At 39.2% G+C, this 24,511-nt stretch carries 32 protein-coding genes and 3 pseudogenes; 14 read left to right on the top strand and 21 right to left on the bottom strand.

All coding sequences use genetic code 11. From position 1 onward, the window contains the following. The first annotated feature begins 32 nt into the window (after positions 1-32). Positions 33-167 (top strand): hypothetical protein, encoded by a 135-nt coding sequence (locus AN486_RS15930; RefSeq protein WP_290601485.1) that lies wholly within the window; start codon positions 33-35, stop codon positions 165-167. Positions 168-811: 644 nt separating this feature from the next. Here the strand turns inward: AN486_RS15930 and AN486_RS15925 are convergent. The 4 genes from AN486_RS15925 to AN486_RS15910 form a co-directional block, all read right to left on the bottom strand. Continuing rightward, on the bottom strand, positions 812-1,210 hold the full coding sequence (locus tag AN486_RS15925) for a type II toxin-antitoxin system VapC family toxin (RefSeq protein ID WP_168635659.1): 399 nt from the start codon (positions 1,208-1,210) through the stop codon (positions 812-814). Positions 1,211-1,214: 4 nt separating this feature from the next. Continuing rightward, positions 1,215-1,511 carry a hypothetical protein gene (locus AN486_RS15920; protein WP_053541124.1) on the bottom strand — a complete coding sequence of 99 codons (297 nt, stop codon included), beginning with the start codon at positions 1,509-1,511 and terminating at the stop codon, positions 1,215-1,217. Between the two features lie 371 nt (positions 1,512-1,882). Beyond that, positions 1,883-2,293, bottom strand: coding sequence for a PIN domain-containing protein (locus AN486_RS15915; protein ID WP_053541123.1), 411 nt, complete (start codon positions 2,291-2,293; stop codon positions 1,883-1,885). Positions 2,294-2,295: 2 nt separating this feature from the next. Further along, positions 2,296-2,490, bottom strand: a complete 195-nt coding sequence (locus tag AN486_RS15910; protein ID WP_039199934.1) for a type II toxin-antitoxin system VapB family antitoxin — start codon at positions 2,488-2,490, stop codon at positions 2,296-2,298. Positions 2,491-2,836: 346 nt separating this feature from the next. On the opposite strand from AN486_RS15910, the gene AN486_RS15905 reads away from it, so the two are divergent. Together AN486_RS15905 and AN486_RS15900 are read left to right on the top strand one after the other, a co-directional pair. Beyond that, on the top strand, positions 2,837-3,112 hold the full coding sequence (locus AN486_RS15905) for a hypothetical protein (RefSeq protein ID WP_027402764.1): 276 nt from the start codon (positions 2,837-2,839) through the stop codon (positions 3,110-3,112). After that, a complete protein-coding gene (locus tag AN486_RS15900; RefSeq protein ID WP_039199932.1) occupies positions 3,091-3,510 on the top strand; it encodes a PIN domain-containing protein in 420 nt (139 codons plus the stop codon). Before AN486_RS15905 ends, AN486_RS15900 begins: the two co-directional genes overlap by 22 nt. A 589-nt stretch (positions 3,511-4,099) precedes the next feature. Here AN486_RS15900 and AN486_RS15895 read toward each other — a convergent pair. Then, on the bottom strand, positions 4,100-4,945 hold the full coding sequence (locus tag AN486_RS15895) for a ferritin-like domain-containing protein (RefSeq protein WP_367142444.1): 846 nt from the start codon (positions 4,943-4,945) through the stop codon (positions 4,100-4,102). Between the two features lie 684 nt (positions 4,946-5,629). Between AN486_RS15895 and AN486_RS15890 the strand changes: the two genes are divergently transcribed. The 3 genes from AN486_RS15890 (at position 5,630) to AN486_RS15880 (ending at position 11,659) form a co-directional block, all read left to right on the top strand. Next, positions 5,630-9,616 carry a magnesium chelatase subunit H gene (locus AN486_RS15890; protein ID WP_290601478.1) on the top strand — a complete coding sequence of 1,329 codons (3,987 nt, stop codon included), beginning with the start codon at positions 5,630-5,632 and terminating at the stop codon, positions 9,614-9,616. Positions 9,617-9,776: 160 nt separating this feature from the next. Further along, positions 9,777-10,352 carry a Uma2 family endonuclease gene (locus AN486_RS15885; RefSeq protein ID WP_290601476.1) on the top strand — a complete coding sequence of 192 codons (576 nt, stop codon included), beginning with the start codon at positions 9,777-9,779 and terminating at the stop codon, positions 10,350-10,352. 131 nt (positions 10,353-10,483) lie between these two features. Further along, a complete protein-coding gene (locus AN486_RS15880) occupies positions 10,484-11,659 on the top strand; it encodes a DNA cytosine methyltransferase (protein WP_290601501.1) in 1,176 nt (391 codons plus the stop codon). Between the two features lie 13 nt (positions 11,660-11,672). Here AN486_RS15880 and AN486_RS15875 read toward each other — a convergent pair whose 3' ends face one another. After that, on the bottom strand, positions 11,673-12,470 hold the full coding sequence (locus AN486_RS15875; protein ID WP_168635672.1) for a hypothetical protein: 798 nt from the start codon (positions 12,468-12,470) through the stop codon (positions 11,673-11,675). A gap of 499 nt (positions 12,471-12,969) precedes the next feature. Between AN486_RS15875 and AN486_RS15870 the strand changes: the two genes are divergently transcribed. Both AN486_RS15870 and AN486_RS15865 read left to right on the top strand, forming a co-directional pair. Further along, a complete protein-coding gene (locus tag AN486_RS15870) occupies positions 12,970-13,218 on the top strand; it encodes a type II toxin-antitoxin system HicA family toxin (RefSeq protein ID WP_168635673.1) in 249 nt (82 codons plus the stop codon). A gap of 1 nt (position 13,219) precedes the next feature. Beyond that, a complete protein-coding gene (locus AN486_RS15865) occupies positions 13,220-13,432 on the top strand; it encodes a type II toxin-antitoxin system HicB family antitoxin (RefSeq protein ID WP_053541116.1) in 213 nt (70 codons plus the stop codon). 97 nt (positions 13,433-13,529) lie between these two features. Here AN486_RS15865 and AN486_RS15860 read toward each other — a convergent pair. From AN486_RS15860 to AN486_RS15850, 3 genes and pseudogenes are all read right to left on the bottom strand, one after another. Beyond that, positions 13,530-13,823: pseudogene (locus tag AN486_RS15860) on the bottom strand (type II toxin-antitoxin system VapC family toxin); the annotation flags it as partial. Between the two features lie 18 nt (positions 13,824-13,841). After that, on the bottom strand, positions 13,842-13,973 hold the full coding sequence (locus AN486_RS15855) for a hypothetical protein (protein ID WP_267902169.1): 132 nt from the start codon (positions 13,971-13,973) through the stop codon (positions 13,842-13,844). Further along, positions 13,961-14,182 carry a hypothetical protein gene (locus AN486_RS15850; RefSeq protein WP_053541115.1) on the bottom strand — a complete coding sequence of 74 codons (222 nt, stop codon included), beginning with the start codon at positions 14,180-14,182 and terminating at the stop codon, positions 13,961-13,963. Before AN486_RS15850 ends, AN486_RS15855 begins: the two co-directional genes overlap by 13 nt. Positions 14,183-14,770: 588 nt before the next feature. Between AN486_RS15850 and AN486_RS15845 the strand changes: the two genes are divergently transcribed. The 4 genes from AN486_RS15845 (at position 14,771) to AN486_RS15830 (ending at position 16,891) form a co-directional block, all read left to right on the top strand. Next, positions 14,771-15,049, top strand: a complete 279-nt coding sequence (locus AN486_RS15845) for a type II toxin-antitoxin system RelE/ParE family toxin (protein WP_053541114.1) — start codon at positions 14,771-14,773, stop codon at positions 15,047-15,049. A 78-nt stretch (positions 15,050-15,127) separates the two neighbouring features. Further along, positions 15,128-15,439 carry a HigA family addiction module antitoxin gene (locus AN486_RS15840; protein ID WP_053541113.1) on the top strand — a complete coding sequence of 104 codons (312 nt, stop codon included), beginning with the start codon at positions 15,128-15,130 and terminating at the stop codon, positions 15,437-15,439. Beyond that, on the top strand, positions 15,430-16,011 hold the full coding sequence (locus AN486_RS15835; protein WP_053541112.1) for a Uma2 family endonuclease: 582 nt from the start codon (positions 15,430-15,432) through the stop codon (positions 16,009-16,011). Before AN486_RS15840 ends, AN486_RS15835 begins: the two co-directional genes overlap by 10 nt. A gap of 634 nt (positions 16,012-16,645) precedes the next feature. After that, complete coding sequence (locus tag AN486_RS15830; RefSeq protein ID WP_168635674.1) at positions 16,646-16,891, top strand: hypothetical protein; 246 nt, start codon at positions 16,646-16,648, stop codon at positions 16,889-16,891. A gap of 14 nt (positions 16,892-16,905) precedes the next feature. Here AN486_RS15830 and AN486_RS15825 read toward each other — a convergent pair whose 3' ends face one another. The 7 genes from AN486_RS15825 to AN486_RS15795 all read right to left on the bottom strand — a co-directional run bounded on the left by AN486_RS15825 (position 16,906) and on the right by AN486_RS15795 (position 19,479). Next, entirely contained in the window at positions 16,906-17,304 is a 399-nt protein-coding gene (locus AN486_RS15825) for a PIN domain-containing protein (protein WP_168635675.1), read from the bottom strand. Between the two features lie 6 nt (positions 17,305-17,310). After that, complete coding sequence (locus AN486_RS15820; RefSeq protein ID WP_053541413.1) at positions 17,311-17,544, bottom strand: hypothetical protein; 234 nt, start codon at positions 17,542-17,544, stop codon at positions 17,311-17,313. Positions 17,545-17,616: 72 nt separating this feature from the next. Next, positions 17,617-17,907 (bottom strand): type II toxin-antitoxin system Phd/YefM family antitoxin, encoded by a 291-nt coding sequence (locus tag AN486_RS15815; protein ID WP_233455439.1) that lies wholly within the window; start codon positions 17,905-17,907, stop codon positions 17,617-17,619. 147 nt (positions 17,908-18,054) lie between these two features. Further along, complete coding sequence (locus AN486_RS15810) at positions 18,055-18,384, bottom strand: type II toxin-antitoxin system RelE/ParE family toxin (protein ID WP_027402785.1); 330 nt, start codon at positions 18,382-18,384, stop codon at positions 18,055-18,057. Between the two features lie 5 nt (positions 18,385-18,389). After that, entirely contained in the window at positions 18,390-18,632 is a 243-nt protein-coding gene (locus tag AN486_RS15805; RefSeq protein ID WP_053541109.1) for a transcriptional regulator, read from the bottom strand. A gap of 482 nt (positions 18,633-19,114) precedes the next feature. Continuing rightward, on the bottom strand, positions 19,115-19,267 hold the full coding sequence (locus AN486_RS15800) for a four helix bundle protein (protein WP_235335026.1): 153 nt from the start codon (positions 19,265-19,267) through the stop codon (positions 19,115-19,117). Positions 19,268-19,323: 56 nt separating this feature from the next. Continuing rightward, positions 19,324-19,479 carry a four helix bundle protein gene (locus AN486_RS15795; protein WP_250636666.1) on the bottom strand — a complete coding sequence of 52 codons (156 nt, stop codon included), beginning with the start codon at positions 19,477-19,479 and terminating at the stop codon, positions 19,324-19,326. 89 nt (positions 19,480-19,568) lie between these two features. Between AN486_RS15795 and AN486_RS15790 the strand changes: the two are divergent. Next, positions 19,569-19,838, top strand: a pseudogene (locus AN486_RS15790) (transposase); the annotation flags it as partial. 248 nt (positions 19,839-20,086) lie between these two features. Then, positions 20,087-20,200 (top strand): annotated as a pseudogene (locus AN486_RS15785) (type II toxin-antitoxin system HicB family antitoxin); the annotation flags it as partial. Here AN486_RS15785 and AN486_RS15780 read toward each other — a convergent pair. The 5 genes from AN486_RS15780 to AN486_RS15760 form a co-directional block, all read right to left on the bottom strand. Then, the gene (locus tag AN486_RS15780) at positions 20,195-20,995 is read right to left on the bottom strand and encodes an endonuclease/exonuclease/phosphatase family protein (protein ID WP_053541107.1); all 801 of its coding nucleotides are present in this window, start codon (positions 20,993-20,995) and stop codon (positions 20,195-20,197) included. The pseudogene AN486_RS15785 and the gene AN486_RS15780 sit on opposite strands and share 6 nt — an antisense overlap. 212 nt (positions 20,996-21,207) lie before the next feature. Beyond that, positions 21,208-21,924, bottom strand: a complete 717-nt coding sequence (locus AN486_RS15775) for a response regulator transcription factor (RefSeq protein WP_053541106.1) — start codon at positions 21,922-21,924, stop codon at positions 21,208-21,210. A 469-nt stretch (positions 21,925-22,393) separates the two neighbouring features. Beyond that, positions 22,394-23,566, bottom strand: a complete 1,173-nt coding sequence (gene moeB, locus AN486_RS15770; protein WP_053541105.1) for a molybdopterin-synthase adenylyltransferase MoeB — start codon at positions 23,564-23,566, stop codon at positions 22,394-22,396. Between the two features lie 33 nt (positions 23,567-23,599). Further along, entirely contained in the window at positions 23,600-24,070 is a 471-nt protein-coding gene (locus AN486_RS15765) for a M67 family metallopeptidase (RefSeq protein WP_053541104.1), read from the bottom strand. A 163-nt stretch (positions 24,071-24,233) separates the two neighbouring features. Beyond that, on the bottom strand, positions 24,234-24,511 hold a 278-nt coding region (locus AN486_RS15760), incomplete at its 5' end, for a transposase (RefSeq protein ID WP_290600487.1).

Raw genomic sequence — 24,511 nt, 5'->3', positions numbered from 1 at the left:
AGCAATTAATGCAACAATATCAATCCGTTCCTATGTCTTTAGCTGATGCTTTTTTAGTAAGAATGAGTGAATTAATTAGAGGAAGTAGTGTTTTCACTTTAGATAGTGATTTTAGGGTTTATCGTCAATATAAAAATAAGGTTATTCCTGTTATTATGCCTGAATAACATCATTGAATTGCACCACAGTCTCCCGATTCCTAGGTCGCGCTAGTTCCCTCCGGGACGCTACCGCGAACGCTATCGCACCCCAACATCCCCAAATAGCGATTCCTAGGTCGCGCTTCGCTCACAACCCCCTAATTTTAAACAATCGCACCCCACATCCCCAAACAGCGATCGCCTATTTTTCTTGATTAAGGGTTGAACGCAGATAAACGCGGATTTTTTGTCTGAATCAGGATGTCCAGGATTTGAGGATGTACAGGATGTAATTGCTCATTTGTTTGTTGGTAGTTAATGTTGTAATTGTCTGATAGCGTAGCGTGGCGTTAGCCATATCAGAATAAACAAAATCATCCCCAAATTTTCACCAACAATTATTAAATAACATCCTGTGAATCCTTTAATCCTGGTTATCCTGATTCAGACAAAAAAATCATAATCGCACCCCAACATTCCCCAAACGGTGATCGCCCACAACCACCCTAATTTTAAACGATTCCTAGGTCGCGCTAGTTCCCTCCGGGACGCTACCGCGAACGCTATCGCACCCCATATCCCCAAACAGCGATTCCTGCGGAGCGCTTCGCTATCGCTCACAACCCCCTAATTTTAAATGATTGCTCTCCCAACTGATTCCTAAATTTCTATCACAACCAATTTTCTAATTTAAGTCCTTCAATTCTTAATAAATCAGAATCATTAGAAACGAGAATTAAATCGCGGACAATTGCTGTAGCTGCTATTAAAACATCAGCATCTTGGATAGGAGTACCTTTAGCTTTTAATTTTGCGTGAATTTCACAAGATTTTTCAATAATTTCTAAATCATCTAAAAATAATACAGGATAATCATTACAAAATCCATGAAAATCTACCAATTGTTTAGTAGCATTGAGAGATATTAAACCTCTTTTAATTTCATAGTAGGTTATACAACTAATAAATATTTCTGAACCGAGAAAGCTTAACTCTCTCAATTTATTATTTATAGTTATATTTTTCTTTAACGCATAACTAACAATATTTGAATCAAGTAAAAAATTCATGGGTTTATTTTCTGGCTACTGCTGCATCAAAAATCGCTATTTCTTCTGGTGTTAAATCATTTAATGTCCCAGCAACAGCTTCTAATGTTAATATTTTACCAATCCTTCTGGTTAAATCATGTTCTTTAATTGCTCTCATTTCTTCTGGTGAAAATCTGCTAAATAATTCTATTAACGTTGCGGTCATTTCATATTGATCTAATTTCACCATGTAGAAACTACTACCTCGAAATAGTTTATCTACAACATGAGAAATGCGTTCTGTTAGTTCTTGTTGATAGTCGGTTAATTGTTCTTGCATGATGTTTACTCTGTTTGTGCTTTGGAAAAATCTAATTCTTATTTATATTATATCGTTCAATAAATTAATTTTTTAATACTCATTACCAAACAGCGATTCTTACGGAGTGCTTCGCTATCGCACACAACTCCCCAATTTTAAACGAACTGCTTGCAGCAGCGCTTCGCTATCGCACTCCAACATCCCAAAACAGCGATTCCTAGGGAGCGCTTCGCTATCGCTCACAACCCTAATTTTAAACGATTCCTACGGAGTGCTTCGCTATCGCACTCCCAACATCCCCAAACAGCGATTCCTACGGAGCGCTTCGCTATCGCACACAACCACCCCAATTTTAGGCGAACTGCTTGGAGCAGCGCTTCGCTATCGCGCTAACCCTCAACAGGCAATAAAATAATAGGAATATGTACTAGAAAATTCTGAAAATCATTGTCAGTGTAGAGAATGCTGTAGCTTCGACGATGAGCAACTGCACAAATCAAAAAATCAGTATTTGAACCCTGAATGCCTTTACTGCGGCAGGTATTGAAAAACTCCGCAGCAAGTTCGTAGTCTTCTGGCATGAGTTCTAAATCAGGGAAAGCTCGGAGATAATCTCGTAGACGGGTAAACTGTTCAAAATTGCGGATTCCAGAAAGAATTTCTTGACGAATCGCACCTAGTAAGGCAACTTGGTCATCAGTGATTAAATTCTGCAATATTGTAACTGCTGGGGAAAAATCAGGTGGTGTTTTCCGACGTAGAGCCAATGACCAAACGGAAGTATCAACAATAATGCTCATGCTTAATGACGTTGCTGCTTATAGTTATAGCTTTCGTCATACTCGATAGTCCCAAAGAGGTCTAATACTTTGAGCCGTTTACGACGTTGAATATATTCGCGCAGTGCTGTTTCTACTAAAGAATCAATGTTCACCTGATTATCAAGTGCCAACGCCTCATTTAGTAAGGCTTCGTTGATGTTGAGAGATGTAGTCACAATCAATTTTGATCCTAAAAATGACTAAGGAATGTGAATTAAATAAGGTGCAAAAGTAGGGTGTGTTAGCGACAGCGTAACGCACCATTCCAGGTTACATCAGAATTGCAGGTTATTAAATTTGCGTTCCTAAACAAATGGTAGCGCACTCTAGGCGATCGCTCACAACCCCCTAATTTTAAACGAACTGCTTGCAGCAGCGCTTCGCTATCGCTCACAAATACCCTAATTTTCGGCGATTCCTAGGTCGCGCTTCTTCATTAAGACACTAAGCAAATAATTAGTTAATAAAATTGCACTTATTTGTTATAATATTATTTGTGGTTAATAAGAGAGAAATTATCTTGTGAAATCTACATTTAACTGGAATCCAGAACAGACTTTACTCGAAAAACTGATCAATCTGGCTAGTAACCGTGGTCAATCACCGGAATCAATTATTAGTGAAGCTGTCAGATCATACCTGGAAATCCAATCACTAGAAACAGTTAATGATGCTGTATCTGATCCATTAATTGGTTTATTTGCAGCCACACCTGATTTAGCTATTAATTCCGAAGATATTCTCCAAAATGAAGTGACAGAGAAATCAGGTTGGACATGGAAAGAACCCCAGCAGTAGCTGATACTGGCTTTGTTGTCGCATTGTTGAATCGTTTGGATACAATGCACAATAGTGTAACACCAGTATACACACAACAAAAACAAATTTTATTGCCACAAACAGTATTAGCAGAAGTGGCTTATTTAGTAGGACGTAATGCAGGTTCAGCAACATTAGTAGCTTTCTTAAAAGGACTATCTGCAAGTAGATTTATTTTAGTAGCTTTGACAGATCAAGATTTGGTGCGTGTTGCGGAAATTTTGGATGAATATGCAGATAGTCGGATTGATTTTGTAGATGCAAGTGTTATGGCTATAGCTGAACGTTTTGATATTAAAAGAATATTGACTTTAGATCAGCGAGATTTTAGATTATTTCGACCTCAGCATTGTGATTGTTTTGAGATTTTGCCTTGAAAGAAATATATAGTTAATATATAAGCGCGATTCCTGCGGAGCGCTTCGCTATCGCACCCCAACATCCCCAAACAGCGATCGCTCACAACTACCCTAATTTTAAGCGATCGCTTTCCCAACTTATTCCTACGGAGCGCTTCGCTATCGCTCACAACCCCAATTTTAGACGATCGCACCCCAACATCTCCAAACAGCGATTCCTACGGAGCGCTTCGCTATCGCACACAACCCTAATTTTAAACAATCGCACCCCAACATCCCCAAACAGCGAGCGCACTACCTCAATTTTAAACGATCGCTCTCCCAACATCCCCAAACAGCGATTCCTACGGAGTGCTTCGCTATCGCACACAACCACCCAACTTTAAAAGATCGCACCCCAACATTCCCCAAACAGCGAACTGCTTGCAGCAGTGCTTCGCTATCGCACTACCTATTTTGCCGAACGCGGTATGGGTACATTGCTACTTCCCGTAATGACTATATGCGCTTGTTTCTAACAGGAAACACTCAGGCTATTTTGTTACAGATATTTTTTACAAAGAAGGATGGATTGATGCATTTACGATGGATTAATCTTTTTCGCTAATTAAAACTCTGTTTCCTTACTTAGCCCATTGATAAATGTGGGGATAAATTTATCAATAAACATTTGGGGGTAGCGAGTCCACGCCTTCTGTGCCACTTCGACGCGAAATAATTGCAGTTTGGGATCAAGAAGAGTTTGGGGTAAACGTTCCATGAGGTATTTAGGACGTTCCCACATCGGCATTGTATAGGCAATCTCCATTAACTTACTAACACGACGTAATTCTGCGCCCATAGTAATATCCATGCCCGACTCATAAGCTGCTTGTTCAATGGCTGAATACTTTAACTTAGCCCGTTCTACCTTTAACCTATGTACAGGACTTTGTTTGGAGATTTTAGCTAACCAACGATTGCCCCAACGAACGTGACCTGCCTCTTCAGGGAAAATCTTGGCTAGAATTTCTTTAACCTTGATATTCTCTTCGGTTTGTTCTCCCCTTTTCAAGGCTTCGATATGGGCAGAAAAATATTCGCAGCCGCGTTTTTCGGTTACATTAATCGCCGCTAGAGCCGAGATAACTAGATCTTCTTTCTGTTCCTCAGTTTGAAATTTATCTTGATCGACAAGACGTTCAAATTCATCAATATAGGATAGTCCGGGAGGTGTCCCCACATCAGCACCTAATTCGATGAGTAAATCGGTCAACCAGTAGGCGTGACGAGCTTCGTCGGCGACATGATGGGAAAGGTCTCGGACTAACTCCTGTGGTTGTCCGTCTAACCTTTCGATGAGTTCGGTTAGGTCTTTACAGCTACGTTGTTCATTGTAACGGTAGCGGTTGATGGCAACGAGGTGGATTTCTCGATCTTTAATGACGCGCTCCATGAAGTCGCGCGCACTCATAGCGTTTTTAAATTTGCGAGGGTAGGTAACTGTCATTATGGTTAGGAGGTGTATTTTGAAAGTCTCTGAGCATATTTTTTTGATTTTCTGTTTCAGTATAACGGCTAAATGGGCAAAGAAATCTAAATATTTACCAACTGTTTTGGCAAAAAATGAAGTTTTTGCAATTATCAACTTCTAGAAATACAGATTTAATTGTTACTTTCCATTAACGATATTGTACTAAATTTTTAATTTGTATTCCTAAAATTTACATTATGATTGTGCCACAAGTTACGGATTATGTAAGTGATTACTAGGTCGCGCTATCTCTTGGAGTCCCGCAATGGATACGCTATCTTTCTTAAAAATGCGTAAATTATTGCTTTTAATAATGAAAACAGATTCGTAGTAGCGACTTCATACTAATCTACTTATTTTCTTATCACTAGCACTAGCACTAGATTCTGAAACAGCTATGTAAACAAAATTTAAAAACAGGTGAGAGAAGCTGTATTCTTTGTTAAGATTCATGAATAAATATGTTGTTTTCTATATCATTTTGTATCAGATATAGGACAAAACCCCCACAGAATCCGAGTTTTCTGCTAAAAAACTCTTATTGCCGAAAATAATTGCAGTTACAAACGGCCATATTAGCCGTGAAGAACTTCATGAGAACACGCTTGAAAGGAGCTTATTTGAATGTTTACCCAAGTCAAGTCCACGATTCGACATATTGCACCTGACGATTTACGGGGACGTAAGTTAATCAAGGTTGTCTATGTCGTGCTAGAATCCCAATACCAAAGTGCATTATCACAAGCGGTACGGGAAATTAACGCTAATCATCCCAGCGTAGCCATAGAAATCAGTGGATACTTGATTGAAGAACTACGCAACTCTGAAAACTATGAGGAGTTGAAACGCGATATAGCCAGTGCTAATATATTCATTGCTTCTCTAATTTTTATTGAAGACTTAGCACAAAAAGTAGTTGCCGCAGTTGAACCCCATCGTGATAACCTAGATGTATCGGTTGTCTTCCCCTCCATGCCCGAAGTTATGCGCCTCAATAAAATGGGTAGCTTCTCCTTGGCGCAATTAGGACAATCCAAGAGCGTCATCGCTAACTTCATGAAGAAGCGCAAAGAAAAATCTGGCGCTGGTTTCCAAGACGGAATGTTGAAGTTATTGCGGACACTCCCCCAAGTGCTGAAATTCCTCCCTATGGAAAAAGCACAAGACGCGAGAAACTTCATGCTCAGTTTTCAGTATTGGCTAGGTGGTTCAGCGGAAAACCTGGAAAACTTCTTGCTGATGCTGGCTGACAAATACGTATTAAAAGGCGTAGAAAAAGAAAATTTTGTCGCTGCTAAATATGAAGCACCTGTTGTTTATCCCGATATGGGAATTTGGCATCCTTTAGCGCCAAGTATGTTTGAGGATGTACGAGAATATCTCAACTGGTACTCTGCCCGCAAGGACATTTCCCAAGACCTGAAAGACCCTCTTGCACCCTGTGTAGGTTTGGTTTTACAACGGACTCACCTAGTGACCGGTGATGATGCCCATTATGTGGCAATTGTTCAGGAATTAGAATCTTCAGGAGCAAAAGTTCTGCCTGTATTTGCTGGTGGTTTGGATTTTTCTAAACCAATAGAAGCTTATTTCTATGAACCAATTACCAAAATGCAGTTAATAGATGCGGTGGTATCCTTAACTGGTTTCGCTTTGGTGGGTGGCCCTGCCAGACAAGATCATCCGAAAGCTATTGAAGCATTAAAACGGTTAAACCGTCCCTACATGGTGGCCTTGCCTTTGGTCTTCCAAACCACGGAAGAATGGCTAGATAGCGATTTGGGGTTACATCCCATTCAAGTGGCTTTACAGATTGCTATCCCTGAACTAGACGGTGCAATTGAGCCGATTATCTTATCAGGTAAAGATGGGACAACCGGGAAAGCGATCGCACTTCAAGATAGAGTAGAAATAGTTGCCCAACGCGCCTTAAAATGGGCAAATCTGCGCCGTAAACCCAAATTAACCAAAAAAGTTGCTATCACCGTTTTTAGCTTCCCTCCCGATAAAGGCAACGTGGGTACAGCCGCATATTTAGATGTATTCGGTTCAATCCATGAAGTCATGAAAGGACTGAGAAACAACGGTTACGACGTACAAGACATTCCTGAAACTCCCCAAGAGTTATTGGAACAAGTCATCCACGACGCACAAGCACAATACAACAGTCCCGAACTCAACATTGCTTACAAAATGTCTGTGCCAGAATATGAAGCACTGACACCCTACTCCCAACGCTTAGAAGAGAACTGGGGACCACCTCCCGGAAACTTAAACAGCGACGGACAAAATCTCTTGATTTACGGGAAACAATTTGGTAATGTGTTCATTGGTGTGCAGCCAACATTTGGTTATGAAGGCGACCCCATGCGGTTGTTATTCTCCCGTTCCGCAAGTCCGCACCACGGCTTTGCAGCTTACTACACCTATCTAGAACGGATTTGGGGCGCTGATGCTGTGTTACACTTTGGTACACACGGCTCATTAGAATTCATGCCCGGTAAGCAAATGGGAATGTCCGGTGATTGTTACCCAGATCAACTAATTGGCTCAATTCCTAACCTGTATTATTACGCAGCTAATAACCCCAGTGAAGCCACAATTGCTAAACGTCGTAGTTATGCAGAAACAATTTCTTACCTGACACCACCTGCGGAAAATGCTGGTTTATACAAGGGTTTGAAAGAACTCAGCGAGTTAATTGCTTCTTACCAAACTTTGAAAGACACTGGCCGGGGCGTTTCCATTGTCAATTCCATCATGGATAAATGCCGCATTGTCAACTTAGACAAGGATATTGAGTTACCAGAAACCGATTCTAAGGATATGTCCTCGGAAGAACGGGATAACATTGTGGGTAGCGTTTATCGGCGGTTGATGGAGATTGAATCGCGCTTGTTACCTTGTGGACTGCACGTGATTGGTAAGCCTCCTAGTGCCGAAGAAGCGATCGCAACTTTGGTCAATATAGCTAGTTTAGATCGACAAGAGGAAGAAATTCAAGGTTTACCGGGAATTATTGCCAGAAGTCTGGGACGCACCATTGAGGATATCTACAGAAACAATGATGCCGGAATTTTGGCAGATGTGCAATTATTACAAGATATCACCCTCGCTACTCGTGCGGCTGTTAGAGCCTTAGTTCAAGAACAAATTGACGCAGAAGGTCGAGTTATCGCGGTTTCCAAGTTGAATTTCTTCAATATGGGGAGAAAAGAACCTTGGGTAGAATCACTGCATCAATCAGGTTATCCCAAAGTTGACACCTCTGCATTAAAACCTCTGTTTGAATATTTGGAATTCTGCTTAAAACAAGTTTGTGCAGATAACGAACTGGGTGGACTTCTCCAAGGTTTAGCAGGTGAATATATTCTCCCTGGTCCCGGTGGAGATCCTATCCGTAATCCTGACGTATTACCCACAGGTAAAAATATTCACGCCTTAGATCCCCAATCTATCCCCACTTCTGCCGCAGTTCAATCTGCGAAAATCGTCGTGGATCGGTTGTTGGAACGGAACAAGTCGGAAAATGATGGCAACTGGCCGGAAACCATTGCCTGTGTCCTCTGGGGTACAGATAACATCAAAACCTACGGCGAATCCCTCGCCCAAATTATGTGGATGGTGGGAGTACGTCCAGTTCCCGATGCTTTGGGACGGGTGAACAAGTTGGAATTGATACCTTTATCAGAGTTGGGTCGTCCTAGAATTGATGTTGTAATTAACTGTTCTGGTGTATTCCGCGACTTGTTCATTAACCAAATGAATTTGCTTGACCAAGGTGTGAAAATGGCTGCGGAAGCTGATGAACCTTTGGAAATGAACTTTGTCCGCAAGCACGCTTTGAAACAAGCGGAGGACATGGGGATAAATCTGCGTCAAGCTGCAACTCGCGTTTTCTCTAATGCTTCCGGTTCTTATTCTTCTAATATTAACTTAGCGGTGGAGAATAGCACTTGGGATAGTGAAGCTGAGTTACAGGAAATGTATTTGAAACGGAAATCTTTCTCTTTCAATTCTGATAATCCTGGGGTTATGGATGAGTCGCGGGAGATTTTTGAAACTACTTTGAAAACTGCTGATGCAACTTTCCAGAATCTCGATTCTTCGGAAATCAGTTTAACTGATGTTTCCCACTATTTTGACTCTGATCCTACTAAGTTAGTAGCAAGTCTGCGTGCTGATGGCAAGAAACCATCTTCTTACATTGCAGATACAACTACTGCGAATGCACAAGTCAGAAGTTTATCGGAAACTGTGCGTTTGGATGCGCGGACTAAGTTGTTAAATCCCAAATGGTATGAGGGAATGTTGTCTCACGGTTACGAAGGTGTGCGGGAACTCTCGAAGCGGTTGGTTAATACTACTGGTTGGAGTGCGACTGCTGGTGCTGTGGATAATTGGATTTATGAGGACACAAATGAGACTTTCATCAAAGATGAGGAAATGCAAAAGCGGTTGATGAATCTCAATCCTCATTCTTTCCGCAAGATTGTTTCTACTTTGTTGGAAATGAATGGACGCGGTTATTGGGAGACTAGCGAGGAGAATTTAGACCGGTTGAGAGAGTTGTATCAGGAGGTTGAAAATCGGATTGAGGGTATAGAATAGGATTAAATGGGCAGGTTTTTTACCTGCCTATGATATCTTGATTTTGTTTCGCGCAATCTCTCTTAGAGATCCCGAAGGGTAGTCGCAAAGGAGCAAAGGAAGAGGGAGATTAGTTTATGATTTGGGAAAATAACAATTTTTGTAATTGTGGGATGTGGTTATGAATGCTTTAACTGTGAGTTTAAAATCAGTGATAGATATGACTGATGATCAGTTTTTTCAGCTATGTCAAAACAACCGCGAATTGAGATTTGAAAGAAATGCAAATGGGGAATTAATAATTATGTCACCTGCGGGGGGAGAAACGGGAAATCGTAATGGTAGACTCAATCAACAATTATTTAATTGGACTGATGCTGATGGTACTGGGATAGCTTTTGATTCTTCTACTGGTTTTAAATTACCAAATGGTGCAGATCGTTCTCCTGATGCTTCTTGGATTAAGTTGGAAATATGGGATGCTTTAAGTGATGAAGAAAAACAAAAGTTTCCTCCTATTTGTCCTGATTTTGTCATTGAGTTACTTTCTCCTAGTGATAGTTTGAAGACTACACAGGAAAAGATGAAGGAATATATAGATAATGGTGTGCGTTTGGGTATATTAATTAATCGTAAATCTCGTCAAGTGGAGATTTATAGACCAGGAAAAGAGGTTGAGGTTTTGGATTCTCCTGCTACGGTTTCAGGGGAAGATGTTTTAAAGGGGTTTGTTTTGAATTTGGCGATGATTTGGTAATGTTTACAATTATTCAATTTATCTATCACGAAAGAGTGATACACTTGATCTAATTAGTGATATATGAGCAAGTTCCTTATACATCTCATTATATAACTATTGATTTTAGTAATTGTTGGGGAACGACAAGAATGATAGATGGTAAAGCTATTTCTATTTCCTTATTTACAGGTGCTTTTGGTCTAGACTTGGGTATGGAACAAGCAGGATTTCATACAGTAAGTGTAGTAGAAAAAGACCGTGATGCTACAAAAACAATTGCTCTTAATCGTCCATTTTTGCAAGAAAGTGCTATTCCCAGAGAAATACAAAACGTCAGTTCTCAAGAATTACTTGAAGAAGGGGGAATGGTTTTAAATTTAGGACGTGCTTTACAACCAGGAGAAGTAGATTTAGTAACGGGTGGTCCACCTTGTCAGCCATTTAGTACCGCAGGGAAAAGAGGTTCAGTTATGGACCCTCGCGGTAGTTTATTCATGGACTTTGTTCGCATTGTTAAAGAAGTCCAACCCCGTTTTTTCTTAATGGAAAATGTCAAAGGTTTGCTTTCTGCTCCACTTCGTCATAGACCAATTAACCAAAGAGGAAAAGATTACCCACCCTTGGAAGTTGATGAAATAGCTGGTGCTGCTTTGAAAGTAGTATTATCAGAAATGAAGGAAATAGGCTATAACATCGTTTATAACCTTTTAGAAGCAGCAGATTATGGTGTTCCACAGAATAGAGCGCGTGTAGTATTTATTGGTTCTAGAGATGGTGAAGCTGCTACATTTCCTATTCCCAAATATTGTAAAGATGGTAAAATTTTACCTAAATGGCGAACTTTAGAAGATGCTATAACAGATTTAGTTGATACAGAACAAGAATTTATGGCTTATCCAGAAAGTCGCTTAAAATATTTAAGATTATTGGAAGCTGGACAAAACTGGAAGCATTTACCAGAAGAATTAAAACAAGAAGCTATGGGAGGTGCTTATAATTCGGGAGGTGGAAAAGTAGGTTTTTATAGAAGATTATCTTGGGATAAACCTTCTCCAACAATTACAACAAGTCCACACCAAAAAGCTACAGATATGTGTCATCCTGTAGAATTACGTTCTTTAACTGTCCGTGAATCTGCAAGAATTCAAACTTTTCCCGATGATTGGATTTTTTATGGTTCTGTCAGTTCTAAATATAAACAAATTGGTAATGCAGTTCCCGTATTACTTGCTAAAGAACTTGGTAGTTATCTTCTCAACTTAATTCAAGGAAAGAAAGCAAAAGGTAAAGAGATATCTGAACAACTTTCACTTTTTTCTCTATAGATTTGGTAACTATTTATTTTGTGGCTAATTCAGCAAATGCTTGATCAATTTTCTGTAACATATCTCGGATATGATTTTCAACTAGATCATAATCCATGCAAATCATATTCCAAAATGGTTTACCAGCAATGCGAGGAATGTTACTTCTATTTGAAAAAGTCCATTTACCTAAATCAAAAGCTGCTATAAACAAAGAGTTTTCATGAATACTTAATTCTTTTTTTGCTCTTGGTACTTGGGAACCAGTCAATGTTCCTTTTAGAGTTTTTAGTTGTGCAAACTTAACTGTTTCTTCCGAAAAAAGTAGAATATCAATTCCAGTAATTTTAATTCCAAATTCAAATTCTGGGTTAATAATATAAGGACTAATATTAGATATCTTTTCCCAGAGACTTCCCATTGTTGTACTAAGGCTTCTTGTCACTGAGTTGCTAGTAACTAGCAATTTAGCTCTACAGAGTTCAAAAAGATTGGATGGGTTAGGATGATCCTCAATTATTGAATTTTTCTTTTCAAAGTCGAGTTTTAACCACTCAATAAAATCATCTGCGAATTTTTCAGTTTTACTACTAATTAACTGAGATTGTCTATCTAATTCTAAAACAGATCCATTCTGCTTGTCTTGTGCAATTTGATATTGGAAGTAAGCTGGTGCTATTGAGGAAATAATTTTTCCGTATTTATATGCTATGTGTAAATCTTCATCTGCGATGTGAGTCACATCAATTAATGAAGCATGATGCAAAATTAGTGCTTTCCGTTCTTGGACAGAAAGTGGGATTAAAGTTTCAGCAGTTAATTCAGTAGACATACAAAGCTATATTTAACTTATTGAGCTTTCTTAGTATTACCCAAAATTACCCCCTAAACTGTCATATCTACGGAAATTGTATTTGATTGTTGGTGTAAAATCTTGATAAGTACAAAAATACTATGCAATAGTGATCGCTAGGTTGCTTTTGGGGATGCGGGGAGTGCGATAGCGAAGCGCTGCTGCAAGCAGTTCGCTTGTTGAGGATGTGGAGAGTGCGATCGCTGGTTGGGGGTGTGGAGGTGCTATCGCTTTTGGGGTGTGGGAGTGCGATAGCGAAGCGCTGCTGCAAGCAGTTCGCTGTTTGGGATGTGGGGGATGCGATAGCGAAGCGCTCCGTAGGAATCGCTTGTTAGGGTTGTGAGGAGGTGCGATAGCGAAGCGCTCCGTAGGAATCGCTCTTTTGGGGATGTTGGGAATGTGGGAGTGCGATAGCGAAGCTGACCGAAGGCATCGCTTTCGATTATTATAAGCATCTGAGTCAATAAAATTATAACTTGTGAGTCAACAAGACAAGCTATCAGCTAAAATTCTATCAGGCGCATCTGACACAAATATATCCTTTGAGCGATTGTGTCAACTCTTAATCAGATTAGGATTTGATGAAAGAATTCGTGGTAGTCACCACATTTTTACAAAAGAAGGAGTTGAAGAAATCTTGAACCTTCAACCCAAACAAGGAAAAGCCAAAGCATATCAAGTTAAACAAGTCCGTGAAATGTTACTTAAATATCAGCTAGGAGGTTAAGATGACTCTGCGCTATGAAATTAATCTCTATTGGAGTGAACAAGACCAAGCATTTATCGCAGAAGTTCCAGATTTACCGGGATGTGCTGCTGATGGAGAAACTTATCAAGAAGCACTGCAAAATATAGAAATTATTATGCAGGAATGGATAGAAACTGCTCAAGAGTTAGGTCGAAAAATTCCTGAACCTACACAGCGTTTAATGTCTGCTTAATTGATGCTTTTGGGATGTGGGAGTGCGATAGCGAAGCGCTCCGCAGGAATCGCTGTTTTGGGAGGTGTGGGAGTGCGATCGCTCTATTTCAAAGCACTTAACTTATCAATTGATTTAAAACCAACACAGTTAACCCTGGTAAAGAAGGTAAACGTATATCATTTGTCAAGAAAAAAGACGCACCACCATAAATAGCAGTAGCCATTTGAATAGCATCCGGTGTTCTTAAATTGTAATCTGCTCTTAATTTAGCCGCATTTTCAGCAATATCTGGTAACACTTCAATAGTTGTTAAACCTTGAGAATTAAAAAGAATATCACGATATTGTTGAGCTAATATCGTATTTCCTGCACGTAAAGGATAAACTAAAACTTCTGATATAGTTAAAACCGACGTGACAACACTGAACTAACCTCTATACATAGCTGTAAAAAAAACATCTGTAACTTCTAAATAAATAGGATTTTCTTCTATAAAATAAATTAGCGGTGCAGTATCTAAACCTATAATTTTACCCTGTAATTCATTTAACCATTCCATGAATCACGCTCCTGATTAATATATTCCTGAGCGTCAATATTTCCCCAGATTTCTTTACCTAAACCACGTAATTCTAGAATACTACGCTTTGGTTTTGATGTCATTTTCAATTGTTGACGAATTAAGATAGATAAATTTTCAACTAATTTAAGTTGTTCTTCTGGAGTCAGATTTTTAGCCTGTTGTAACAATTCTTGATAGTTAGACATACATTTTTTGCTTATTTATAGTTTTAAGCCTAATTTAACTATACGCTGTTTTGGGTTTGTGGGGTGCGATAGCGAAGCGCGACCTAGGAATCGCTGTTTGGGATGTGGAGAGTGCGATAGCGAAGCGCTGCTGCAAGCAGTTCGCTTTTGGGAGATGTGGGGAGAACGATAGCGAAGCGCTGCTGCAAGCAGTTCGCTTTTGGGATGTTTGGAGTGCGATAGCGAAGCGCGACCTAGGAATCGCTTTTTGGGATGTGGGGAATGCGATAGCGAAGCGCGACCTAGGAATCGCTTGTTGAGGATGTGGGAGTGCGATAGCGAAGCGCGACCTAGGAATCGCTTGTTGAGGATGTGGGAGTGCGATAGCGAAAAGCGACCTAGGAATCGCTTTTGGGGATGTTGGGGTGCGATAGCGAAAAGCGACCTAGGAATCGCTGTTTGGGATGTGGGGTGCGATAGCGAAAAGCGACCTAGGAATCGCTTTTTGGGATGTGTGGGAGTGAGATCGCTTGTTTGGAAATGTGGGGTGCGATCGCGTAACTGTAGGTAGAAACTTTGTATAATCTACATAATGATATAAAATTCAAGATGATTCAAACATTTAAAAGTAAAGCATTACAAAATCTATTCAGAGAAAATTTTAATAAAGGAGTTCCTGCAAATTTAGAAAAGAAAATTAGAATTAGGCTTGAAGTTATAGACTCAGCTTTAATGGTAGACGATATAAAATTACCGGGATATGATTTGCATGAATTAAAAGGAGACAGAAAAGGAACTTGGTCAATTAAGGTATCAGGAAACTGGCGGATAACGTTTAAATTTGAAGATGGGGATGCTTATGATGTCAATTTAGAAGATTACCATTAATGAATGTTGTGTTAATATAGTATTGAATGATTGAACATCGTTAAATAAAGCCAACCAAATTATTAAGGAGTATTAATTATGAATAATTTGCAAGATATTACTCAAGATAGATTAGTAAGACCAATACATCCTGGTGAAATAATTGCAGATATTTTAGATGATTTAGATATTAATCCTAGCAATTTTGCTGAAATTTTAGGAGTATCTAATCAAACAATTCAGGAAATTATTAATGGTGAAAAATCAATTACTGTAGATATTGCAATTCGTCTTGGTAAAGCTTTGGGAAATGGACATAGACTTTGGTTGAATCTTCAGCAAAAAGTTGATGTCTGGGATGCTTTGCAAAGTCATAAGGAAGAATATGAGCAAGTTATGACATTGGTTTAGAATTTATCACTCTCTATCTACCTCCATCAATTCAAATAACTGATGATCAATTCTTTGAAATCTGCCAAATCAATGAATTAATCAAAATTGAACGTAATGCTGATGGTAGTCTTTTATTAAAACCTTTATTGGGTGGGATAACTGGCAATATTAATTCTGGTTTAACTGCTCAATTAGCAAATTGGAACGATGACAAATCACAAGGTGTAGTTTTTGGTTCTGATGTCGGATTTATTTTACCAAATGGTGCTATTCGCTCCCCTAATGCTGCTTGGGTAAAGTTAGAAAGATGGAATAATTTAACTGATGAGGAAAAACAAAAATTTCCTCCCATTTGTCCTGATTTTGTAATTGAGTTACTTTTTTCTAGTGATAGTTTGAAGACTACACAGGAAAAGATGAAGGAATATATAGATAATGGTGTGCGTTTGGGTATATTAATCAATTGGAAATCTCGTCAAGTGGAAATTTATATACCTGGTAAGGAGGTTGAGGTTTTGAAATCTCCTGCTACGGTTTCGGGGGAAGATGTTTTGAAGGGTTTTGTTTTGAACTTGGGGATGATTTGGTAATTATTTGAGATTAAGAAGGGAGTTGTAATTTTTATGCCTGTTGACATTTTTATTTGGAAAGGTGAAATGCCAATCAAAAAGAAGATTCTTCTAAAAAATACTATTTGGCAGATTATTGTGAAAAAGGTTCTCCAATTTCCTATCAAGAAGATTGTAAGAAGCGTGGGAGATCACCTGATAATACATTTACTATCAACGGCTTAAATGAGTCTGCAATGCTTGATTATTATTCTCTCTATATAAGAGGTGATTTACATAAAGACGAATGTTCCCTTGCCTTTCCAGAAACACTTTTTCAGCAAGCCCTAAGTATAAAGCTACTATAGTTTTGTGCTGTTGGAGATGGTGCGATAGCGAAGCGCTGCTGCAAGCAGTTCGCTTTTTGGGATGTGGGGATGCGATAGCGAAGCGCTGCTGCAAGCAGTTCGCTGTTTTGGGGATGTGGGGATGCGATAGCGAAGCGCGACCTAGGAATCGCTTTTTGGGGTGTGGGAGTGCGTAAGCGTTGCGCTGCTGCAAGCAGTTCGCTGTTTGGGGATGTGGAAGTGCGTAAGCGTTGCGCTGCTGCAAGCAGTTCGCTGTTTGGGTGTGTGGAGGTGCGATAGCGAAGCGCGACCTAGGAATCGCTTTTGGGATGTGGGGATGCGATAGCGAAGTGCTGCTGCAAGCAGTTCGCTTTTTGGGATGTGGGGAATGCGATAGCGAAGCGCGACCTAGGAATCGCTTTTGGGGTTTGGGAGTGCGTAAGCGTTGCGCTCCGCAGGAATCGCTGTTTGGGGGTATGGGAATGAGATCGCTGTTTGGGATGTTGGGAATGCGTAAGCGTTGCGCTCCGCAGGAATCGCTGTTTGGAGATGTGGGGGTGCGATCGCTAAAATAGACTTCATTTACAAACTACCAAACAATAGCAACTAAACCTGAAGCAGTTATATTTTGGTCGCACGTCAATAACCGCACAATTTTACCTTTACTGGCTAAAACTAACACAGTTGCCGCAATTTGTCTATCGTGCATTTCATTAATAGCAGATAAATTCATAGTCATTTCAATAACATCTTGATCAAGGGGATAAATTACCACACGAGGATCAGCTTCTACTGCTAAAATTGCATCTTTAGGAGCAGGAATAGATGTTCTACCTCTTTCTACAATCCAAACAGCTTCTGCTAAAGTAGTCGCAGGAATAACTAAATGTGAATCAGGATCAGAAAGGATAGTTTTAGCATTTGCACCTAACTTTAAATTACCTTCAAGAAACCAGATTAAAGCATGAGTATCTAAGACATATTTCATAATTACTTATGACCAGTCTAAGCTGTCTTCACTATCCCCATGAAATTCAGCAATTTCAAAATCCGCTTCTGTTGACTGCTGATTTCCAGAAAACATACCAAACAGCATTATTTGATCTTTTTTGTGATTTTTTTTCGATTTTAAAAAAGTGACAATAACAAAACTTTCTGAAATATCAGATGGTAATTCTTTAAGTTCTACCTTACCATCTTTGTAAATTCCTTCAATTGCTTGCAACATAATTTTTACCATTATCCAATTTTTCCTATCAGGAAAATACTCTCAATATCAGCAATAGCACTAAGTAAAATCTCAATCCGGTATGCCATACTTTTCCTTAAATTCTGCAAATGCTTGATTTAACGGCATACCCTCACCTTGTTCAAACTCATTTATACTTTGACGTATCTTGGCAACGGATTCCAGTAATTCCAGTCTATCAATCATTTTTTGATAACTTTCAGCATCTTGAACCACAGCAGCAGCTTTACCATTCACAGTCAGCACAATAGGAGATTTAGTTTCTTTTAACTTATCCAGAAACATCTTTGCTCCTCGCTGAAACTCTGATAAGGGGTGAATATCGCTTAAGCTAAACATCATACTTTCAATAAATTATTTGATAATTTCATGTTAATTGTATGAAAATATTTTGTCAAGGGAAGATATAGCTGTTTTGGGATGTGGGGAGTGCGATAGCGTTCGCGGTAGCGTCCCGGAGGGAACTAGCGCGACCTAGGAATCAAAAAATTAAACTTCCTCATCTAAGAATGGCAATAAATCCTCTAAATCTCTCGCTCCATGCAAAACCCGTAGAACCTCCACTTGTTCCTCTTGGACTTTATAAAAAATCAAATAGTCCTTAAAATTCTTAATCCGCCACTGACGAATTGTTCCCATATCAGACAAAGACAACACAACCTTACCCATATTGGGGGTTATTGCCAATTGAGCAAAAGCAGACTCAACAAACTCCAAAAACTTCTCCCCTGATTCCCGATTGCCATTGACCAAAATATAATTTGCTTGTTGTCTAATATCCTGGGTAGCACGATTGCGAACAATTACCTGGAAAGCCATACTCACTACTGCGCCTTACCAAAGACTGAACGGCGCAAATCTTGCCAATATTCAGGAGTTACAGGTTCTGCTTCTGAGTCCAAACCTTCTTGCAACAAACTAGCTAATTTTGCTTGAGCATCCTTACGCCGTTGATCCTGCTGCAACAACATCAAAAAATAGTCCGCTACAGTATCATAATTGCCAGATTGAAGCTGAACCTCAAGATAAGACTCAAGTTCTTTTGGTATCGGAAAACTCACATTCATAAGTTTCTAATATGAATAAAATCTTATTAGTATCTTATCATTTTTTATTCTGGTGATGAATTGAGGCGATAGCGAAGCGCTGCTGCTTTCAGCAGATCGCTGTTTTAGGGATGTTGGGAGAGCGATCGCGTTCGCGGAGCGTCCCGGAGGGAACTAGCGCTGCTGCAAGCAGTTCGCTGTTTGGGATGTTGGGAGAGCGTTAGCGAAGCTTACCGAAGGTATCGCTGTTTGGGGTGTGGGATGGTACGATAGCGCAAGCGCTGACTTGTCAGTTCGCGTTTGAGGGTGTGGGGAAGTGCGATTTCGTAACTGTAAGTAGAAATTTTGTATAATTCATATAATGATATAAAATTCAAAGATAAATGATACAAACATTTAAAAATAAATCCTTAGAAAATCTGGCTCTTCGGTACTTGTTATGCTAAACCGAGAAATTGAGAGAAGGGAACAGGGAACTCTTAACTGGGAACAGGGGAAAAATTTTAATTTTCTAGTTTTTTAATAAGACTAATAATCATTCTGCTTTCTTCTTTTAATAAATTAAGAATCATTTCTACATCTTTTTCTGAACATAATCCTACTCGGTGAGATAAAATCAGATGAGTTTCTAATTCATTAACTGACCCTTGAGCTATGTTTAAAAATCTTATATATTCTCCTCTATATCTTCGTCCATATCATAAGAGATATATTAGCACCGAATAGATACAGCACTTCTTCTAATTTGTTGAACCATACCATATAACTCATCTTTGGGAAAAAGTTTAGTGAGGAAATAGCATCTTTGAGCAATATCCATTCCTTTTTGCCAAATTATTAAGTCTTTAAAGTCATTAATATCTGACATTCTTCCTGTTCCCTGTTAAGAGTTCCCAGTTAAGAGTTCCCTCCAGTTTAGCATACTAAGTCCGGTAGAGCCGAAAATCTATTCAGAGAAAATCTACTAAGTCTTGGGGTAAAAGCATAATCAATTTATTAGATTGGATGCACAATGGACTTTCGTATTTTCCCAAAAGTATAGGAACAATGATTAGATGGTTTGGTGAAGTCGTAGGTTATTTTGATGGCAGAACTACGAGTGGTACTGTTGAAGGAATTAATAATAAACTCAAATTAATCAAAAGACTTGGATATGGCTTTCGTAACTTTAGTAATTTCCGATTACGTAGTTTATTAAACTGGCACTTTAGTATTAATTCTCCATAAAAGAGACGCAAGAGCCTCTTAGGTTTTCAGTCTCCTTTTATGAGGCAGTTTACAGAATATGCTGTGAGTTAAAATATTTAGGAATATTGATTATGAATCATTGTTTTGGGGATGTGGGGATGAGCGATCACGCAAGCGCTGACTTGTCAGTTTGCTGTTTAGAGATGTGGTGATGTGCGATAGCGAAGTGCTGCTGCAAGCAGTTCATGTTTGGGGATGTGCGATCGCTTTTGAACTTGTAACTTTAGGGAGAAACTTATCAAGAAGCACTGCAAAATATAGAAATTATTATGCAGGAATGGATAGAAACTGCTCAAGAGTTAGGTCGAAAAATTCCTGCACCTACACAGTTCAAATCATGAAACTATTGTTAATTTTACAATCACTGGAAAATGGTCAGAAGGCCACACCCCTTCCCACTGTTGACGATCAATAATGACTTGTTCTACTGAGAAAGAGCGATACCTTTGGTCAGCGCAGCGATCGCAATATATAGTATCAATAGCATCCCAGGCTTGACCCGTAAAATTATGAAAAGTTTTCTGTTGTTCTAGAGGCAGAGTCTCTAAAGGATCTTGTAATTGTTTGCCATTAGCTAAAGGGGATAGAAAAATTTGCCGTTCTAGAGTACCAGGATTAGCGTTAAAATCCCCCGTTAGCAGTAAGTAGTTTTTTAACGGAAATTCCGCCAACCGTTGACTAATTAAAGCTGCACTTAACTCCCTAGATTTGGCATTTTCGTGATCTAGATGGGTATTTAATATAGTTAAAGATAGACCAGGATTAGCAACTTCAAAATTAGCCCAAGTAGCCATACGTGGTAAACGAGTTCCCCAAGTAATGCTACCAGGAATTTCTGGAGTATCACTGAGATAAAAATCCTGTGTTTCCTGAAGTTTCAGACATTGTGGGTTGTAGAAAATTGCACAATGTTCACCCGTTCCTGTCCCAGTGCGATCGCCCCCAATTATGTTATATTCAGGTAAGAGCGCCTGTAAATCCGCCAGTTGATGAGATTTACCCTCCTGTGTACCCAGCAAATCCGGTTTGTAATGTTGAATTAAAGAAGCGATCGCCCCTACACGCTTTTTCCACTGACGCACCCCAGGATCTGGTTTATCATAGCGGAGGTTAAAAGTCATTACAGTAATTTGCATATATATTTTTTAAAGCTAACAGTGCAGTTGTTCCTAAACCAGAGAATATCCTATAGAAGCAAAAAATTAAAGGTTTTATCCGAGGCTTGAGTAGATACGACTCCCTGACAGACTTTAGCCCCAATATCTACCGATTAATCACCTAAATCATCTCATCAAGCCCAGATTTGAGCAAATTGTTAAGCCATCACAACCATCATATTTCGCCAAATTTAAACTGTGGTATTTTCAGGTGGATCAAACTTATAGCCATAACCCCGTACCGTCTTAATAAACTCCGGCATACTAGAATCAGCCTCCATTTTCTTGCGTAATTGACCAATATGCACATCAACAACGCGCCCATCACCCACATAATCACACCCCCAAATCTTTTGAATTAATTGAGTACGACTCCATGCTTGTCTAGGATGGGTAGCCAGAAAATGTAAAATATTAAACTCCAAAGCAGTCAAAGGCAAAGCCTTATTATTGAGTGTAACCTCCCGTGCTTCCGAATTAATAGACAACTGATTAAAAGTGAGACGTTGTGAAACACTAGGCTGAATATAGCGAACACGCCTTAATAGTGCTTCCACCCTAACTTCCACCTCAGCCAAACTAAATGGTTTAGTTAAAAAATCATCCGCACCGGCAGCTAAAACCTTGATCTTATCAGCTTCATCATTGCGACTAGTAAGCATCATTACCAAAGCATTAGTACGGCTCTGCATCTCTTGACACAGTTTATATCCATTTGCATCTGGTAAATTCCAATCAAGAATTACTAAAGCCGGATTTAATTTTTCAAAAGCAACAAGAGCCGTTTTACCGTCCGCGGCTGATTCTATCTCATATTTACGACTCAAGAAACGCTGAATCAGGTTACGGACACTGACATCATCATCTACAATCAGAATCTTAGACTTAGTTGTGGAAAGCGTATCCATAATGCAATATATTATTGTTTCGGCAAGTTGCTGTGACGATAGGTACTGCTCAAGTTGAGTTTTTGAAAGTAAATTTACCCTCAATCCCTGTTTATTGATAGCAGGAAAGCGAAAAGTCTTTTAGTATCTAAATCAAGCAGCAAGGGTAATACCACATTCTGCTCAAGCCATGTTTTATGATTAGGGGATGTCCTCTTCTAGCTGGAAACTGTTATGGCTAAATTTTTCATGAAGTTTGTGCAAACTTTAGACATCTTACTCTTTAAAAGAAGTATAAGTAATGGACAATTTTGGTATTTTTTAAAGATTTTTTTGTATAAATTATATCAATAAATAAAATAGATGCCTCTATATACATCATCACAAGATACCCAACTATCTAAAATATCGGGTATCTTGCTGTTAACATCGGACTGGAGATAGTTATAGGTTTAAGCTAAACATGATCAACAATCCTGAAAAAAAATGATTAATACTGAGGAACAGAAGCATCCACTTCTTGACTCCAAGCATTAATTCCCCCTTTAACATTTGTCCCAGTAATCCCCGCTTCCTTCAAGATAGCCAAGGCTTTCGCCGAACGTCCACCCAGTTTACAATGAGCAATTAAACGGTGTCCATTGAGTAATTCCTTCACCTTAGCCACACCATCACCATTTTCAATATCTGGTAAAGGGACTAACACAGAACCAGGAATTCTCGCAATTTCATACTCATGAGGATTACGCACGTCTAGCAGCACAAAATCCTTTGCCCCACCATCTAATAACGCCTTCAACTCCTTCACAGTCATTTCTTGAATTTCCATTTGCTGTTTCGCTTCTTCAGCTTGGGCTTGGGGAATACCACAGAATTGTTCGTAATCTATTAGCTTGTCAATAACTGGACGGATGGGGTTAGGACGCAGTTTCAACTCCCGGAATTTCATATCCAAGGCATTATAAAGCACCAGTCTACCACTCAAGGTAGTACCATTGCCCAGAATAATTTTCACTGTTTCCGTAGCTTGGATAATGCCAATCATTCCCGGTAAAATCCCCAGCACTCCACCTTCTGCACAAGAAGGAACCATTCCTGGTGGTGGTGGTTCGGGGTACAAGTCACGATAGTTAGGACCACCCTCATAGTTAAAGACGGTTGCTTGTCCTTCAAAACGGAAGATAGAACCGTAGACGTTGGGTTTATCTAACAATACGCAAGCGTCGTTGACTAAATACCGCGTCGGGAAATTATCGGTGCCATCAACAACGATATCGTAAGGACGGATAATATCTAAAGCGTTTTCTGCACTCAGACGGGTTTCGTATAAATCAACCTGACAATGGGGGTTAATTTCATGAATCCGGTTTTTTGCTGATTCGATTTTGGGTTTACCTACCCAGGATGTCCCGTGAATAACTTGACGTTGGAGGTTAGAGGTATCCACAACATCAAAATCAACAATACCAATTCTGCCTATACCTGCTGCTGCAAGATATAACAGTAATGGCGAACCTAGTCCACCTGTACCAATACACAATACACTGGCGGCTTTTAGGCGTTTTTGCCCTTCCATGCCCACTTCTGGCAAAATTAAGTGGCGGGAATAGCGTTCGTAGTCGTCTTTCGTCAACTGGATTTCATCCAGATTGGGATTTAGCATAGCAGTTGTAGGAATCAGCGCGGAGTATTAATGTTAACTTAAATTTGCTAATTTTATCAGTTTAATTGTCTCGGATTGAAACTGGTGGTTGTCGTCAAGAGTCCAGCTTTGCAGTTCACTAGCTTGAGTATTTTGCACTGATAATATCACATAAGAGTATTCTGTCCAAGCGTATATTCTATCCCATTCTGAAGGAATAGCTGGAGAATCAGGATGGGAATGATAGATCCCAATAATATTTAAATTACGGTTTCTCGCTGCTTTTTGCGTGTGTAACATGACTTGGGGCGATATTGCATATCTTCTGCTGGTACTATGTTTTTGGTCCTCTGTAAAATTGCCTTTTTCTGTATTCCAGACGTTTTCTGTGGGGATGATTTCTACTACAATTTTATATTCACTATTTTTATAACCTAAAATTAGCCCACAACATTCATCTGGATAGGTTTTTTGTGCATGATTTTTGATAATTTCTATATGATTTGTTTTGAGTTGAAGATTCATGGTAGCTTGTAAACGCAGATAAACGCAGATAAAGAAAAAAAGAGGAATAAATATCAAGTTAAAAATCTAACTTTACCAGTATTAATATCATAGTAAGCACCGATAATTTTTAATCTGTCATCACGGATTAATCTATCTATAATTTGTGGCTCTTGCGTCTCTTTTATGGAGAATTAATACTAAAGTGCCAGTTTAATAAACTACGTAATCGGAAATTACTAAAGTTACGAAAGCCATATCCAAGTCTTTTGATTAATTTGAGTTTATTATTAATTCCTTCAACAGTACCACTCGTAGTTCTGCCATCAAAATAACCTACGACTTCACCAAACCATCTAATCATTGTTCCTATACTTTTGGGAAAATACGAAAGTCCATTATGCATCCAATCTAATAAATTGATTATGCTTTCACCCCAAGACTTAGTAGATTCAAATATGT

Source organism: Anabaena sp. AL93, from assembly GCF_001672085.1.
Taxonomy (GTDB): domain Bacteria; phylum Cyanobacteriota; class Cyanobacteriia; order Cyanobacteriales; family Nostocaceae; genus Dolichospermum; species Dolichospermum heterosporum.
Note: the sequence above shows the minus strand (reverse complement) of the source record. Positions and strands in the feature narration are given on the sequence as shown.